Source organism: Streptomyces sp. PTL18 (assembly GCF_059510295.1).
Map to the genome: position 1 here is coordinate 1 of NZ_JCAJZO010000005.1, position 15,224 is coordinate 15,224.

Annotated in this window: 14 protein-coding genes and 2 pseudogenes; 9 read left to right on the top strand and 7 right to left on the bottom strand. The window is 73.7% G+C overall.

Annotated elements, in window-relative coordinates; translation table 11 throughout:
• Positions 1-273: 273 nt before the first annotated feature.
• Complete coding sequence (locus AC5WS8_RS11050) at positions 274-972, bottom strand: GntR family transcriptional regulator (RefSeq protein WP_496103161.1); 699 nt, start codon at positions 970-972, stop codon at positions 274-276.
• Between the two features lie 171 nt (positions 973-1,143).
• Here AC5WS8_RS11050 and AC5WS8_RS11055 point away from each other — a divergent pair, with 171 nt between their 5' ends.
• The 5 genes and pseudogenes from AC5WS8_RS11055 (at position 1,144) to AC5WS8_RS11075 (ending at position 4,446) form a co-directional block, all read left to right on the top strand.
• Positions 1,144-1,971: an MFS transporter gene (locus AC5WS8_RS11055; protein WP_496103162.1), complete on the top strand. Its 828-nt coding sequence runs from the start codon at positions 1,144-1,146 to the stop codon at positions 1,969-1,971.
• Entirely contained in the window at positions 1,968-2,813 is an 846-nt protein-coding gene (locus tag AC5WS8_RS11060; protein WP_496103163.1) for a putative hydro-lyase, read from the top strand. The genes AC5WS8_RS11055 and AC5WS8_RS11060 overlap by 4 nt, the downstream gene beginning before the upstream one ends.
• A 69-nt stretch (positions 2,814-2,882) precedes the next feature.
• Positions 2,883-3,143: pseudogene (locus AC5WS8_RS11065) on the top strand (LamB/YcsF family protein); the annotation flags it as partial.
• On the top strand, positions 3,089-3,574 hold the full coding sequence (locus AC5WS8_RS11070) for a 5-oxoprolinase subunit B family protein (RefSeq protein ID WP_496103519.1): 486 nt from the start codon (positions 3,089-3,091) through the stop codon (positions 3,572-3,574). The pseudogene AC5WS8_RS11065 and the gene AC5WS8_RS11070, both read left to right, overlap by 55 nt.
• Positions 3,574-4,446: pseudogene (locus tag AC5WS8_RS11075) on the top strand (5-oxoprolinase subunit C family protein). Before AC5WS8_RS11070 ends, AC5WS8_RS11075 begins: the two are co-directional and overlap by 1 nt.
• 4 nt (positions 4,447-4,450) lie before the next feature.
• Here AC5WS8_RS11075 and AC5WS8_RS11080 read toward each other — a convergent pair.
• The 5 genes from AC5WS8_RS11080 to AC5WS8_RS11100 all read right to left on the bottom strand — a co-directional run bounded on the left by AC5WS8_RS11080 (position 4,451) and on the right by AC5WS8_RS11100 (position 9,926).
• A complete protein-coding gene (locus AC5WS8_RS11080) occupies positions 4,451-5,305 on the bottom strand; it encodes an SGNH/GDSL hydrolase family protein (protein ID WP_496103164.1) in 855 nt (284 codons plus the stop codon).
• A complete protein-coding gene (locus AC5WS8_RS11085; RefSeq protein WP_496103165.1) occupies positions 5,302-6,513 on the bottom strand; it encodes a glycosyltransferase in 1,212 nt (403 codons plus the stop codon). Before AC5WS8_RS11085 ends, AC5WS8_RS11080 begins: the two co-directional genes overlap by 4 nt.
• Positions 6,510-7,676, bottom strand: a complete 1,167-nt coding sequence (locus tag AC5WS8_RS11090; RefSeq protein WP_496103166.1) for a glycosyltransferase family 4 protein — start codon at positions 7,674-7,676, stop codon at positions 6,510-6,512. The genes AC5WS8_RS11085 and AC5WS8_RS11090 overlap by 4 nt, the downstream gene beginning before the upstream one ends.
• 139 nt (positions 7,677-7,815) lie before the next feature.
• Positions 7,816-9,234 carry a HEAT repeat domain-containing protein gene (locus AC5WS8_RS11095; protein WP_496103167.1) on the bottom strand — a complete coding sequence of 473 codons (1,419 nt, stop codon included), beginning with the start codon at positions 9,232-9,234 and terminating at the stop codon, positions 7,816-7,818.
• A 299-nt stretch (positions 9,235-9,533) separates the two neighbouring features.
• The gene (locus AC5WS8_RS11100; protein ID WP_496103168.1) at positions 9,534-9,926 is read right to left on the bottom strand and encodes an ankyrin repeat domain-containing protein; all 393 of its coding nucleotides are present in this window, start codon (positions 9,924-9,926) and stop codon (positions 9,534-9,536) included.
• Between the two features lie 301 nt (positions 9,927-10,227).
• Here AC5WS8_RS11100 and AC5WS8_RS11105 point away from each other — a divergent pair, with 301 nt between their 5' ends.
• Both AC5WS8_RS11105 and AC5WS8_RS11110 read left to right on the top strand, forming a co-directional pair.
• Positions 10,228-10,422, top strand: a complete 195-nt coding sequence (locus AC5WS8_RS11105; protein WP_496103169.1) for a hypothetical protein — start codon at positions 10,228-10,230, stop codon at positions 10,420-10,422.
• A 37-nt stretch (positions 10,423-10,459) separates the two neighbouring features.
• Positions 10,460-12,103 (top strand): P-loop NTPase family protein, encoded by a 1,644-nt coding sequence (locus tag AC5WS8_RS11110; protein WP_496103170.1) that lies wholly within the window; start codon positions 10,460-10,462, stop codon positions 12,101-12,103.
• 24 nt (positions 12,104-12,127) lie between these two features.
• Here AC5WS8_RS11110 and AC5WS8_RS11115 read toward each other — a convergent pair whose 3' ends face one another.
• A complete protein-coding gene (locus AC5WS8_RS11115) occupies positions 12,128-13,627 on the bottom strand; it encodes an SCO1417 family PLP biosynthesis transcription factor (RefSeq protein ID WP_496103171.1) in 1,500 nt (499 codons plus the stop codon).
• Positions 13,628-13,691: 64 nt separating this feature from the next.
• Between AC5WS8_RS11115 and yczE the strand changes: the two genes are divergently transcribed.
• Both yczE and AC5WS8_RS11125 read left to right on the top strand, forming a co-directional pair.
• Positions 13,692-14,417 carry a membrane protein YczE gene (gene yczE / locus AC5WS8_RS11120; protein WP_496103172.1) on the top strand — a complete coding sequence of 242 codons (726 nt, stop codon included), beginning with the start codon at positions 13,692-13,694 and terminating at the stop codon, positions 14,415-14,417.
• Positions 14,414-15,181 carry a glycerophosphodiester phosphodiesterase family protein gene (locus AC5WS8_RS11125; RefSeq protein ID WP_496103173.1) on the top strand — a complete coding sequence of 256 codons (768 nt, stop codon included), beginning with the start codon at positions 14,414-14,416 and terminating at the stop codon, positions 15,179-15,181. Before yczE ends, AC5WS8_RS11125 begins: the two co-directional genes overlap by 4 nt.
• Positions 15,182-15,224 lie beyond the last annotated feature (43 nt).

Below are 15,224 nucleotides of genomic sequence, written 5' to 3' on the forward strand. Positions count from 1 at the left end.
TCGCCTCGCCGCACTGCCCCGTCCCGCCAGCTGACCGGCAAACCCCTGACCGCCCACGACCGAAGGACCTCGGAGAACCCGACCACCGCGCCGGGTCTCCGTCATGTCCGAACACCGAAATCGCGTCGGCCACCCCGACGGTCACCCTCAACGACGTCTCATCACTCCAACCGAAACGGCGAGGTTAGGTCCTGGGTCTGACAACGGCCCAAATCGCCGGGTGTGCTCCGCGGCCGCGCCCCGCGGCAAAGCCGCCCATGTCCGAGCTCCGCGTCACCGGCCTGCGTCGGCCACCCGGCGCCCGTACACCACGACCAGGCCCGCCCGTGAGTCGTCCAGGTAGGCCGCGAGCAGCCTCTCCGCCTCGTCCCTCCGCCCCGCCTGCAGCGTGTCGAGGATCTGCCGGTTGCGCGCCAGGTACGGCTCGTGCAGCCGGCGGGGGTCGTCCACCACGTGGAAGGCGAGCCGGAGTTCGGCGAAGACGCTGCGCATCAGTTCGTCCGTGCGTTCACTGGCCGCGAGTGCCACCAGTTCCCGGTGGAAGTGGATGTTGGCCGTCGACACACCTTTCCAGTCACCTTCGCGCGCCGCCTTCCGCCCGTCGGCGACGGCCCCCGCGAGGCCCTCGAGCGCGTACGGCGGCTCGCCGAGCCCTCGTACGACGGCGCACTCGACGAGGCTGCGGGTGCGGTAGATGTCCTCCACGTCCTCGACCGTCAGGACCCGTACGAACACCCCGCGGTTCAACTCGTGGACGAGCAGCCTCTCGTGGGTGAGCAGCCGGAACGCCTCGCGCAGCGTGTTGCGGGAGACGCCGAGCGCGCCGCCGATGCTGTCCTCCGACAGCCGGGTGCCGGGCGGGAAGAAGCCGTCGGCGATCCGGCTCCTGAGGATGTCGGAGACCCGCTCGGCGGTGCTGGTACGCCCCAGCAGGGCACGGTCGTCGGCCAGTCCCGTCAGCTCCTCTGCCATGCCCGGAATTCAAGCGCAGACACAAGGACGAAACAACACGAGTATTGAAGGATCGTTCAACGATCCTCTACCTTGTTGCACACGGCACCACTCCGCTCCACCGTGGCGTCGCGGCTTCCGCACCGCACGGCTCACCCGCAAGCACCCTCCGTCCCTCACTGCGAGGTGCCCATGAGCACGACTCCCCCCTCCCCGGTCCCGACCGCCGGCGCCCGCTCCGGCGCCGGTGAAGGTGCCGACGACGACGGCGCCTTGGGCTGGCTGCACGCCCTCGGCCCGCGCGGCCGCCGCGCCTTCGCCGGCGCCTTCGGCGGCTATGCCCTGGATTCGTACGACTACTTCACGCTCCCGCTGAGCATGGTCGCGCTCGCCGCGTACTTCGGCCTGAACAGCGGCCGGACCGGCCTGTTCACCACGGTCACCCTGGTCGTGTCGGCGATCGGCGGCGCCGCAGCGGGCGTGGTCGCCGACCGCGTCGGACGGGTCAAGGCACTGATGATCACGGTGGTGACGTACCTGAAGACGGAACGGGGCCTGTCCGTCGTGGGCACCGGCTCCTACCTGACGTTCCTGATCTCCGGAGCCTTCATCGGCTACCTCACCGGAGGCCACCTCACCGACCGGCTCGGCCGCAGGCACACCATCTGGCTGTTCGCGCTGCTCTCGGCGCTCTGCGTGCTGGTGTACACGAACATCCCCCACGGTGCCGACACCCTGCTGCTGGTGCTCGGTTTCCCGCTCGGGTTCTGCATGTCGGCGATCTTCAGCGGCTTCGGCTCGTACCTGAGCGAGCTGTACCCGACCGCGGTGCGCGGCACGGGACAGGGCTTCACCTACAACACCGGCCGCGCCGTGGGCGCCGCCTTCCCGACCCTGGTGGGCTTCCTGGCCGACAGCTGGGGCGTGGGCGGCGCGCTCGTCTTCGGAGCGGTCGGATACGGGATCGCGGCACTGGCGCTGCTGGGTCTGCCGGAGACGCGTGGAAAGGAACTGCGGTGAACCGTACGGAGAACCTCCCCCCGCCCCTCACAGAGGACCGCCCGCTGATCCTCGTCGACGAGCACGCGCACGCGTGGAGCGCGAAGGACGCCCGGACCCGTGTCCGGGAGGGTCTGAGCGGCCCCACCGCCGGGGTCGCCGCGGGCCACACCCAGGTCAACCTGATCTCGGTGCCCGCCGACTGGGCGTACGACACGCTGCTGTTCTGCCAGCGCAATCCGAAGCCCTGTCCGGTCCTGGACGTCACCGACGCGGGCTCCCCGACGACGGTCCTCGCCAAGGGCGCCGATCTGCGGACCGATCTGCCGCGCTACCGCGTGTGGCGGAACGGCGAACTGGTGGACGAGCCGACGGACGTGCGCGCCTACTGGCGGGACGACCTGGTGTCGTTCCTCATCGGATGCAGCTTCACCTTCGAGTGGGCGCTCACCGGGGCAGGCGTGCCCCTGCGCCACATCGAGCAGGGCCGCAACGTCCCGATGTACGTGACGGACCGCCAGTGCCGTCCGGCGGGGCGGCTGCACGGCCCGATGGTGGTGTCCATGCGCCCGGTGCCGCCGGCCCACGTGGGCGCCGCGATCCGGGAGAGCAGTCTGCTCCCCGCGGTGCACGGTGGCCCCGTACACTGCGGCGACCCGTCGGTCCTGGGCATCGAGGACCTCGGCCGGCCCGACTTCGGCGACCCGGTGGACGCGGAGCCGGACGACGTGCCGGTGTTCTGGGCCTGCGGCGTGACCCCGCAGGCCGCGGTGATGGCCTCGCGCCCGCCGTTCGCCATCACCCACGCACCGGGGCGGATGTTCATCACCGACGCCCGCGACGACCGGTACCGCGTCGGCTGACGGCGACCGGTACCACGTCGCCGGACGACCGGTACCGCGTCGCCCGACGGCGCCCGACCAGGAGGGACCATGATCGATCTGACCGCCGATCTCGGCGAGGGCTTCGGCCGCTGGCATCTCACCGACGACGAGCGGCTGCTGTCGGTCGTCACGAGCGCCAACGTGGCCTGCGGCTTCCACGCCGGGGACGCGGCCACCATGCGCCGGGTGTGCGAGCTGGCGGCCGAGCGCGGCGTACGGATCGGCGCCCAGGTCTCCTACCGGGACCTGGCCGGATTCGGGCGGCGCTCGATGGACGTGCCGCCCGACGAGCTGGCCGTGGGCCTCGCCCGCTCCGGGACCGTCGCGGCCCACTCGGGGCGCGAACGCGCGCGGAGGAGCCGGTCGAGATCCCCGTACGGTACGACGGTCCCGATCTTGCGGAAGTGGCCGCCCTGTGGGGCGTGCCGCGGCAGGAGGTGGCGCGGATCCACGCGGCGGCCGAGTTCCGGGTCGCCTTCTGCGGGTTCGCGCCGGGGTTCGGCTGTCTCACCGGCCTGCCCGACCGCTGCCACGTGCCTCGCCGGGCCACCCCGCGCACGGCCGTCCCGGCGGGTTCGGTGGCGCTCGCGGGTCCGTACACCGGGGTCTATCCGCGCTCGTCGCCGGGCGGCTGGCAGCTCATCGGCACGACCGACGCGGTGCTGTGGGACCACGCGCGCGTGCCGGCCGCTCTGCTCACCCCGGGGGTCCGTGTCCGCTTCGTCCCGGTGGGGTCGTGATGACCGATCGGGCTCTCGTCGTCGTGCGTGCCGGGCTGCTCACCACCGTGCAGGACCGGGGACGGCCCGGCCACGCCCATCTGGGGGTGCCGCGCTCCGGGGCGCTCGACGCGCCCACGGCGGCGCTGGTCAACCGGTTGGTCGGCAACCCGCCGGAAGCCGCCGTCCTGGAGACCACACTCAACGGCTGCGCGCTGCGCCCGCGGTCGACGGTCACCGCCGCGGTCGGCGGCGCGCCCTGCGCGGTCACCGTGGACGGCCGCCCCGCCCCCTGGGGAGCGCCGGTCCGGGTGCCGGGCGGGGCGCTGCTGGACGTGGGGCCCGCGCGGGCCGGAGTACGCGCTTACGTCGGTGTCTCGGGCGGAGTGGCCGTGGAGCCGGTGCTCGGCAGCCGCTCCACCGACCTGCTCTCCGGGCTCGGCCCGCCACCGCTCGCGGACGGTGCCGTCCTGCCTCTGGGCCGGCCGGCCCCCACGCGGGCGTGGACGTCGCCGCACAGCCGGGCCCGCCGGCCGAGCTGGTGCTGCGGGTGACGCTCGGGCCGCGCGCCGACTGGTTCACGCCGGGCGCACTTCGCACATTCCTCACGCGCGCCTACCGGGTGTCCGCCGCGAAGCAACCGCATCGGCCTGCGCACGGAAGGACCCGCCCTGGAACGGGCCCGGGCCGGTGAACTCCCCAGTGAGGGCATGGTTCTGGGCGCGGTGCAGGTGCCGCCCGACGGCAGGCCGGTCGTGTTCCTGGCCGACCATCCGACCACTGGGGGGTACCCGGTGATCGCGGTCGTCCGCGCCGCCGATCTCGCGGCCGCCGCCCAGGCGGCCCCGGGGCCCCGTGCGGTTCACGGCCGTGAGCCGCCGGTAGTGCCGTGACCGCTCACGCCGCGTCCGGCTGCTCCGCCACCGACAGCGCGGCCAGCGCGGACGTCACCGCGTGGGAGGCGCTCAGGTCCAGCCGCGCGCCGGTTCCCCCGGCCCTGTGGCGGACCTCGTCGGCGGCCAGGGTGAGCAGCTGCGGCAGCAGGTCGGTGCACCGCCTGGCCACCCACCCCGTCCCGGCGGTGGCCAGCCACCACAGGCTCGCCGAGCGGCTGGGCGCAGGAGACTCGGGCTCCGCCGAGGGAGCGGCGCCGGTTGCGAGCCCCGCGTCGGCGAGCAACGCGTGGAAGCGCAGGGCGAGCTGCCGGTGCCCGCGCTCGCCCGGGTGCAGCCGGTCCGCGCTCCACATCGCGCGGTCGCTGATCCAGTCCCCGTCCGCCGCATGCAGATGCACCGCCCCGTACCGCTCGGACAGCGCGTGCACGACCGTGTTGACGGCCCGCTGACGCCGCGCCAGCGGGCGCGCCAGTGGGCCGGGCAGCCGCAGCATCGTCCCCGGGTCGGGCAGGCAGGCCGTGAGCAGCACCGCGCCCTGGGCGCGGAACGCGGCGTACACCTGGTCCAGGCGGGCGGCCACGGCGTGGATGTCGAAGGTGCAGCGCAGGGTGTCGTTGACGCCGATGACCACGGAGACGACGTCGGGGCGCAGACGGAGCGCGGCCGGGATCTGCCGCTCCAGGAGGTCCCGGGTCTGGGCGCCGCTGACGGCGAGGTTGGTGAACGCCGCGGGGGTGTCCGCCGGGGTGAGCCCGTCGGCGAGGAGCGCGGCCCACCCCCGCCAGGTGTCCCCGACGGGGTCGCCCACGCCTTCCGTCAGCGAGTCGCCGAGCGCGACGAACCGCAGGGGCCTCATCCCACGCCCTCCCGGGCCGCCTCCCGCAGGCGGGCGTCACCCGCCGCCTGCGGCACGTCGTACGGCAGGGCGTCGTGGGCCGTGAGGAACGCGTCCACCGCCGTCTTCCAGCCGAAGCACTCGGCACGCGCGCGTGCCTTCTCCCGGCGCTCGCACCCGGACCGCTCCAGGAGCAGCTCCACCGCGTCCGCGAAGGCCTCACCGGTGTTCACGGCGGTCGCCCCGGCCGAACCGATCACCTCGGGCAGCGCGGAGAGGGCGCTGGCCACCACCGGGGTGCCGCACGCCATCGCCTCGAGGGCGGCGAGCCCGAAGGTCTCGGCGGGCCCCGGGGCCAGGCACACGTCGGCCGTGGCCTGCAGCGCGCCGAGCAGGTCCCGGTCGGCGACGTGGCCGAGGAAGGTGACGGGCAGCCGCCGCTCCTCGGCCCGCTGTGCCAGCCGCGCCCGCAGCGGCCCGTCCCCGGCGACCACCAGCACCGCGCGCCGCCCGCGGTGCACCAGGGCCTCCAGGGCGTCCAGGGCCGTGCCGGGCCTCTTCTCGACGGACAGCCGGGAGCACATGACGAGCAGCGTCTCGTCCCCGCGCGCGTACCGTGCGCGCAGCCCTGCGTCGCGCAGCGCCGGGTGCCGCTGTTCGAGATCGACGCCCAGCGGTGCCCGTACGACGTTGCGGGCGCCGATGCGCACGAACTCCCGCTCGGCGAACTCGGTGGTGCACACCACGCGCGTGTAGGTGTGCGCCGTACGGATGTTGAGGGCGTCGGCTGCGCGCCGGGATGCCGTCTCGGGCAGCCCCCAGGTGCGCAGGACGCCGTCGGCGGTCTCGTGGGAGACCATCACGGCGGGGACCCGGGCACGCCGGGCCCACTTGCCGGTCCAACGCAGGGTCGTGCGGTCGGAGACCTCGAGACGGTCGGGGTCCAGTTCCTCCAGGAGGGCGGCGACCCGGCGCCTGTCCACGAGGACGCGGTAGCCGCCGGTGCCGGGCAGCAGGGGTCCGGGCAGCGTGATGACCCGGCCCTGTTCGGTCATCTCGTCGGTGTGGCGCTCGCCGGGCACGACGAGCACCGGCTCGTGCCCGGCCTCCCTGAAGCCCTTGCCCAGCTCGCGCAGCGCGGTGCGCAGACCGCCGGACGCCGGGGCGACGAAGTTGGCGAGCCGCACGATACGCAGGCCGGCGCCGTTCCGCTCGGTGGCGAAGCTCATGCCGCCACCACCGTCTCGCGCGCGATGAGCACGTCCGTGTAGTGGCCGATGAGCTGGTCACCGACGGCGGCCCAGGTGCGGCCCTCGACGAGTGCGCGCGCCGCGGCCCCGAAGGCGGCCCGCAGCGCCGGGTCGGCGGCCAGGGAACACACGGCGTCCCGGAAGGCGGCAGCGTCCCCGGGCGGGACGAGAAGGCCGGTGCGGCCGTGGGCCACCAGGTCGAGCGGACCGCCCGCGGCGGGGGCGACGACCGGCACACCGCTCGCCATGGCCTCCTGCACGGTCTGGCAGAACGTCTCGAAGGGGCCGGTGTGCACGAAGACGTCCAGCGAGGCGAAGATGCGGGCGAGTTCGTCGCCGGTGCGGCGGCCCAGGAAGGCGGCACCGGGCAGGGCGGTGCGCAGGGTGGTCTCGCTCGGCCCGTCGCCCACCACGACGACGCGTACGCCGTCCAGGCCGCAGGCGCCGGCGAGGAGTTCGACGTGCTTCTCGGGGGCGAGCCGGCCGACATAGCCCACGATCAGCTCACCGTTCGGGGCGAGTTCACGGCGGATCGCCTCGTCGCGCAGCTCTGGCCGAAAACGGACGGTGTCGACGCCGCGCGGCCACAGCTGCACCCGGGGCACGCCGTGTGTCTCCAGGTCGCGCAGGGCGGCGCTGGAGGGCGCCAGGGTGCGGTCGGCGGCGGCGTGCACGGAGCGGATGCGCCGCCAGGCCGCCGCCTCGCCGGCGCCCATGTAGGTGCGGGCGTATCCGGCGAGATCGGTCTGGTAGACGGCGACGGCGGGGATGCCGAGCCGGGCGGCGGCCGCCATGCCGCGGACGCCGAGGATGAAGGGGCTGGCCAGGTGCACGATGTCGGCGCGGTGTTCGGTGATGGCCGCGGCGACGCGTCGGCTGGGGAGGGCCACACGCACCTGGGGGTAGCCGGGGAGCGGCAGGGAGGGGACACGGACGACGGGGCACGGCGCGAGGGCGTCGGGCCCGTTGCCGGCGAGGACGCCTCCCGGTTCGGGCGAAGCCGAGAACCTGGGGGACGTTGCCGGTGCGACGACGAGGGGAACATGACCGCGATCGACGAGGTGCCGGGCGGTCTGCACCGCGCAGTGGGCCACGCCGTTCACATCGGGGGGAAAGGATTCGGTCACGATGACGACACGCATACCCGTGTTCTCGCCGCACGGGACGTGGCCGCGTCAACGTCGATCTTTCCGGCCGGGGAACGTCCCATGAGCGTTGAGCTGCGCAGCCGAGCAGGCTGCCGCGTGTCCACGTGCTCCTGACACGCGGGTCACCGGGAGTTCACACGGCGGGCGTGTCGGGCCCGATCCGGCTGCGTACGGCGGTCTGCACCTCGGCCTCCTCGGCCGGATCCGCAGCGAGCCGGCGCAGCCGCTCCACGACGCGGGCGTCTCCCGTCTCGGCGTGCCGTGCGGCGATCTCGCGGGTGGACTCCTCGCAGTCCCAGAGGCATTCGACGGCGAATCCCGCGGCGAAGGAGGAGTCGGTGGCGGCCAGCGCGCGCGCGGCGCGCCCGCGGAGATGGGAGGACGCGGTCTCGCGGTAGACATGGCGCAGGACGGGTGCGGCGCAGGCGATGCCGAGCCGTCCGGCGCCGTCCACGAGGGTCCACAGGGTCGGCGCGTCGGGGCCCTCGCCCCGGACCGCCTCCCGGAGCGCGGTGAGGACCAGATCACGGTCCTGGGCACCGCCACGACAGGCGAGCATGCGACCGGCGGCGGCCCCGAGGGCGTCGGGCCGGCGGGCCCAGCTCCGCGCCCGGTCCACGGCGGCGATACTGCACATACGTTCGAAGGCGTCCACGGCCGCGTCGACGACGAGCGCGGAACCCGTGGACACGGCGTCCTCGATGAGTTCGAGGGCGTCGGGATCGTTGCCGTCGGCGAGATAGCGCAGGGCCGTCGAGCGGGCTCCGTCGCTGCCCGACCGGGCCGCCTCGACGATCTCCGAGCGGTCCTCCGGGCCGGCGACGGCGGTGAGGCAGCGCGCGGCGGGCACGTGCAGCGCGGCACCGCGTTCGATGCCCTGCTGGGCCCAGTCGAAGACGGCCCGCACGCTCCACCCCGGGCGCGGCCCCTGGGGCCGCATCTGCCGCTGCCAGCGGTCGAAGCAGCCGGCCTCCTGTGCGGCACGCACGCGCGAGGCGATGGATGCGCGGGGGTCGTCGGCCCACAGCCGCCAGGGCCGTGGTTCGAAGGCGTCCCGAACAGCGGCGGCGAGTTCGGCCTCGCCCTCGGGGTCCGCGGGGAAGCGGGCCAGGACGGGGACGGCCAGGGCGCGCAGGCCCGCGTCGTCGTCGCGCAGGGCGAGCTCGTCCAGGGCCCAGGCCCAGTTGGTGCCCGAGGCGGCGTACCTGCGCAGGAGTTCGAGCGCGTCGCGCCTGCCGTACGAGGCGAGGTGACCGAGCACGGCGAGGGCGAGCCCGGTGCGGCACTCGTCCGCGTCGAGGACGTCCTCGGCGCCGAACAGGTGCGCCTCGATGGCGTCCAGCTCACCCCCGAGATCGAGGTAGAGCCGGGCGTAGTACAGGGAGCGGTTCTCCACCTGCCAGTCGTGGCGGGGGTCGCGCAGCACACAGTGGTCGAGGGCCGCGAGAGCCTCGGCGCGGGGGGCGGTGAGCGCGTGCAGGGTGCCGTCGCCACGGCCTCGCTGGAGCAGGCCGAGCAGCGTACCGCTGGGCGCTATGACCGGTTCGAACATGGGAAACAGCCTCACATCAAGCGTCGACGCAACCGGGGACACGCATTACCAGGCCGCGTGACAACACGTCGGGGCGCCCGCCGTCTCTTGCTTGTTGAAGACCATCTTCCTCTGCCTCTCGTTGGTGGCCCGTGTGGACCGATCACGGTCCGCGCGGTGCGGCATCACCTGCCCGGCCATCGCGTCCGTGAATCACGACGTCATGATGACCCGGGCTCTCGCGCTGCCGCGACCTTATTTCGGGCGGTCCGGTACCGCCTCCCCCGTTTTCGTCGTTTCCGCTGGTCAGTGTGTTCGGATCAGTGCGCGCCGAACAGTTCGAGCAGGTCCGCCTTGCCGAACATCCTGGCGGTGTCGATCGCCGAGGGAGTGCCCGCGGCCGGATCGGCGCCGCCGTCGAGGAGGGCCCGGATGACCTCGGCCTCACCCTTGAAGACCGCTCCGGCGAGCGGTGTCTGGCCTCGGTCGTTGGCCAGGTCGGCCTCAGCTCCGCGCCCGAGCAGGGCCCGGACGGCGTCGGCGTGGCCGTGGTACGCGGCGAGCATCACCAGGGTGTCACCGCGGTCGTTGGTGAGGTTGGCCGGAACGCCCGCGTCGACGTATGCCACGAGCGTCTCGGTCTCGCCTCGGCGCGCCAGATCGAAGATCTTGGTCGCGAGCTCCACGACCTCGGGGTCGGGGGCTTCACTCATCGGCCGGACCGCCTCTCCACTACGGCTGCTGGTACTGGTGCCCCACGGGTGCCGGAACCGGTGACCCGTACGGGTGAATCGCCAGCGTACTGGCTGCCGCGACACATGACCGGCACCGTACTCGGCAAAGATCACGGCGAGGTCCGTGGCGGGCGTCAGAGCCGGTCAAGGGCCGACGACGGCTCCGCCGACCGAAGGAAATCCGGCGCATTTCACCCAGTTGCACCTTTTATCGTATGGATACATTCTGTGAGCCTGGAAGGACTCATGGTGACTGTCCCCACGGACCAGGAGAGAGCAAATGATTCTGAACATCTCGGGCGTCCTGCTGCTCGGCACCGTCGTCTTCCTTTTCTGCCGCAAGGACGGCCTCAAGGGCCGGCACGCGACGATCTGCGGGCTCTTCGGGTTCTACCTGTCGAGCACCGCCATCGCGCCGGGCATCAAGGCCGGCGGGGCGAGTCTCGCGGGCCTCCTCGGCGGGATCAACTTCTGACCCGGCTTCCGTCCGCACACACCGTCAGGAGAACGACGTGGCCAGGCGTCCCCTCCCCCGCATTCTGAGCGACGGCGGCGTCCGGATCGCCCGCAGCCGGGAACTGGCGCGGGCGGCGGCCGGCGGCGCCACCGACGTCCTCCACCCGCTGATCACCATCACGCGCGGCCTGCGCCGGCTGGCCGCAGCCGGGCGGCGCAGGTGGGCGGACACCCCGAAGGACGGGCGGGGACCGCTGCTCTTCCTGGTGGCTTCGGTGATCCTGGTCGTGGCGCTGCTGCCGTACGGGCCGCTGCTCGCCGCCATCACGCTGATGGCGGCGTCGGCCTGGACGGGCCGGGAAGGCAGGCCGACGGCGCCGCCGGGCCCGGACCCCGCGCAGACCAAGCGGCTGAGCGCCCTGTACGAGGCCCTGGTGCCGTACTTCTCGGCCGCCGAGGACCCGGCTCCGCTGTACGCGCACGGCGGCGACTTCACGCAGGCCTTCTCCTGCTGCGAGTTCGACGACACCGGCCGCGTCTCCCGCCTCGTCGTCCGCTATCCCGCCTACTTCACCGACGGCGAACCCGCATCACGGGCCAGGATCGAGCAGCTTCTGCACGCCAAGTCGGGCCGGGGCCGGGAGTACCACTTCGCCTGGGACGAGGAGGGCAACGAACTGACGGTCACCGTGCTGCCTCCCTTGCCCACCGACATCGCCGCACAGCGCTTCGTGACCGCCCCGGGCGAGACGGTCCTCGGCTTCACCGACCCCACCGGCGTCCAGCGCACGCTTCCCCTCACCCACGGCGAGGAGCGACGCGACGTGCCTCCGGTGCTGTGGCGCACGGGCCCGCGGTGCACCGAGCCGCACCTGCTGATCGCGGGCACACCCGGCAGCGGCACGACGACGCTGGTGCGCTCCCTCGCCCTGCAGGCGCTGCGGTACGGGGACGTGCTGATCGTCGAGGGCGGCGGCACCGGCGAGTACGCCTTCCTGACGGGCCGGGACGGGGTGCTGGCGGTGGAGTCCGGGCTCGCCGGAGCGGCGGCGAGCCTGGAGTGGGCGACCCATGAGACGGAGCGTCGGCTGATCGCCGCGAACCGCGCCCGGCAGGCCGGGCAGCCCTCGCCGGACGACGTCAGGCGCCCGCTGTGGATTCTGCTGGACCGGCCGACCGTCCTCGGGCAGCTCGCCGCCGCCGACGGCCGCACCGATCCTCAGGCCCTGCTCCAGGTGCCGCTGCGGCACGGCCGCGCGGCGAACGTCACGGTGGTGGTCGCCGAGCAGCTGGACGCCCTGGACGCCCTGTCCGACGCCGTCCTGCAGCACACCCGCGCGCGCGTGGTGCTCGGCCCGGCGGCTCCCGACGAACTGGAGGCGGTGCTCGGTGCGCCGCCGCACACCACCCCCGTCAAGGACGTACCGCCCGGCCGCGGGTACGCCCGCCTGGGCTCGGGCCCGGTCCACCGTCTCCAGGTACCGGCCACCCCGGACCCGTACGACGACTCCGCTGACGAACAGCACCGACAGGCGGTCCTCGGCCTGCTGCCCCGCCGCAGCGAAGCGATCACCTCCAGCGCCCCGACCGCCGCCGGCACCCCGATCGCCTCCAGCGCCCCGATCGAGGGCGACAAGCCGACCGACGGCGGCGCACCGGTCGAGTCGGTCCCGACCGAGGCACTGGCCGTGGAAGGCTGACCGCCGCCCTGCCCCGCTCCCCGGTCAGGCCACGAACGTCCGCGGAGCATCCGCCGGCCCCGACGCGCCCGTCTGGACCAGGCGGGCCGCGGCCGCCAGCCGGACCGCCGCCTCCTCCGCCACGGCGCCGCCCACGGTGAACGGCAGCCGCACATAGCCCTCGAACGCGCCGTCCACACCGAAGCGCGGCCCCGACGGCACCCGGACACCGACCCGTTCCCCGGCCTCCGCGAGCCGGGACCCCGACAGGCCGCCGGTGCGCACCCACAGCGTCAGGCCGCCCCGGGGCACCGAGAACTCCCACGTCGGCAGCTCCTTGCGCACCGCGGCGACCAGGGCGTCCCGGTTCTCCCGGGCCTGGCCGCGCCGCAGGTCGACCGCCTCCTCCCAGCCGCCCGTGCTCAGCAGCCAGTTCACGGCCAGCTGCTCGAGAACCGGGGTGCCCAGGTCGGCGTAGGCGCGTGCCGCGACCAGGCTGCGGACGACATCGGGGGCGGCCCGCACCCAGCCGATACGCATGCCCGCCCAGAACGCCTTGCTCGCCGAGCCGACGGTGATGACGGTGGAGCCCGCCGGGTCGAAGGCGCATACCGGGCGCGGCATCTCGACCCCCTCCTCCAGGTACAGCTCGCTCATCGTCTCGTCGACGACCAGGACCGTCCCGGCGGAGCGGGCCGATTCCACCAGGCGGCGGCGCTGGTCCTCGTCGGCGAGCGCACCCGTCGGATTGTGGAAGTCGGCGACGACGTAGGCGAGCCGCGGGGCGGCCTCCCGCAACACCTGGCGCCAACGGTCCAGGTCCCAGCCGCCGAGCCCCTCGGCCATGGCCACGGGGACGAGTCGGGCACCCGCCTCCCGCATCAGCTGCAGGATGTTGGCGTACGAGGGCGACTCGACGGCGATGCGCTCACCACGCCCGGCGAACAGGTGGCAGATCGCGTCGATCGCCCCCATGGCGCCGGTGGTCACCATGATCTGCTCGGGCATGGTCGGGATGCCACGCGCCGTGTAGCGGTCGGCGAGCATGGAGCGCAGTGCCGGCAGGCCCGCCGGGTAGTCGCCGTGGGTGTGCGCGTACGGCGGCAGTTCCTCGAGGGCACCCTGTACGGCGCGGGTCAGCCAGGGCTCGGGCGCGGGCAGCGCGGCACAGCCCAGGTCGATCATGGAGCCGAGCGCCTCGGGCGGCAGCGGTTCGAGGCCGCGCGCCGGCAGCGGGTTCCCGGCCGGCACCGCGGTCCAGCTGCCCGCTCCGCGGCGGGACTCCAGGAATCCCTCGGTGCGCAGTGCCTCGTACGCGGCCGCGACCGTGGTCCGGCTCACCGACAGGGCGAGCGCCAGCTCCCGCTCGGCGGGCAGTCGGGCGGCGACCGGCACCCGGCCCTCCAGCACGAGCAGTCGGATGCCGTCCGCGAGCGCCCGATAGGCCGGCGGGCGGCGGCTGCCGGGCCCCGCGGGACGGTCCTGCTGCGAGGTGAGCAGCCGGGCCAGCTGTGCCGCGCCCACCGCCGAGGTCCACTGCGCCATGATTCCCAGTCCACCTTCCCGGAATTGGCCATGGATGGCTTGTCCTTCCAAGCCACAGAGTGACATGCGCCAGTCCACTACCACCACAGGGGGGCACCTTTTGTCTGCCGACTCTCCGGACGACCCGTCCATTGACACGTCCATGAGGAGTCGTCCCGGACGACGGCTCCTCCAGCTCTACGCCGGCCTCGCCCTCTACGGCGCGAGCTCCGCCCTCCTGGTGAAGGCGGGCCTCGGCCTGGAGCCCTGGAACGTCCTGCACCAGGGTCTGTCCGAGCTCACCGGGCTCAGCATGGGCGTCGTGCTGACGATCGTGGGCGCGACCGTCCTGCTGCTGTGGATTCCGCTGAGGCAGCGCCCCGGCCTCGGCACCGTCTCCAACGTCCTGGTGATCGGTTCGGCCCTGGACACCACGCTGGCCGTGCTCCCCGAGGTGCACTCACTGGCCGTCCGCGTGCCCCTTCTGGCCGCCGGCGTGGTGCTCAACGGGGTGGCGACCGGCCTCTACATCGCCGCCGACTTCGGTCCCGGCCCCCGCGACGGCCTGATGACCGGACTCCACCGGCGCACGGGCCGCTCGATCCGGCTGATCCGCACGGCCGTGGAGATCACCGTCGTCGCGACCGGCTTCGCGCTCGGCGGCACCGTCGGGCTCGGCACCATCGTCTATGCGCTGTCCATCGGACCGCTCGCCCAGTTCTTCCTGCGCGTCTTCGCCGCCTCCGCGGCATCGGGGCGCAGCAAGGTCGTTGCCACCGGGCAACCGGAGCGCGCGATACTGCGTCCGTGACCACCCTGATACGCCACCCCTACCTCGACCATCCCGGCCCGATCGCCTTCGCCCACCGGGGCGGCGCGGCCAGGGGTCTGGAGAACACAATGGCGCAGTTCCGGCGCGCGGTCGCGGCGGGCTACCGCTATATCGAGACGGACGTGCACGCCACGGCCGACGGGAAGCTGGTGGCGTTCCACGACGCGACGCTGGACCGGGTGACCGACGGTGCGGGCCGTATCGCCGACCTGCCGTGGGAGGACGTGCGGCAGGCGCGCGTGGCGGGCAAGGAGCCGGTGCCCCTCTTCGAGGAGGTACTGGAGGAGCTCCCCGACGTGCGCTGGAACGTGGACGTCAAGGCGGAGCCGGCGCTGCTGCCCCTGCTCGGCCTGATCGAGCGCACCGACGCCTGGGACCGGGTCTGCGTCGGCTCGTTCTCCGAGGCGCGTGCGGCGCGTGCCCAGCGCCTGGCCGGGCCCCGGCTGGCGACGTCGTACGGCACCCGGGGCGTCCTCAACCTGCGGCTGCGCTCATGGGGGATGCCGGCGGTGGTGCGCCGCTCGGCGATCGCCGCCCAGGTGCCCGAGTACCAGTCGGGCGTCCGCGTGGTCGATCACCGCTTTGTGCGGACCGCCCACGCGCTGGGACTGCAGGTCCATGTGTGGACGGTCAACGAGCCCGATCGCATGCACCGGCTCCTGGACCTGGGAGTGGATGGCATCATGACCGATCACATCGACACACTGCGCACGGTCCTCGAAGCCCGGGGCACCTGGGCCTGAGCGCCCCGCGCACGATCACCGTTCCACGGGGAAGCGAGGGCAC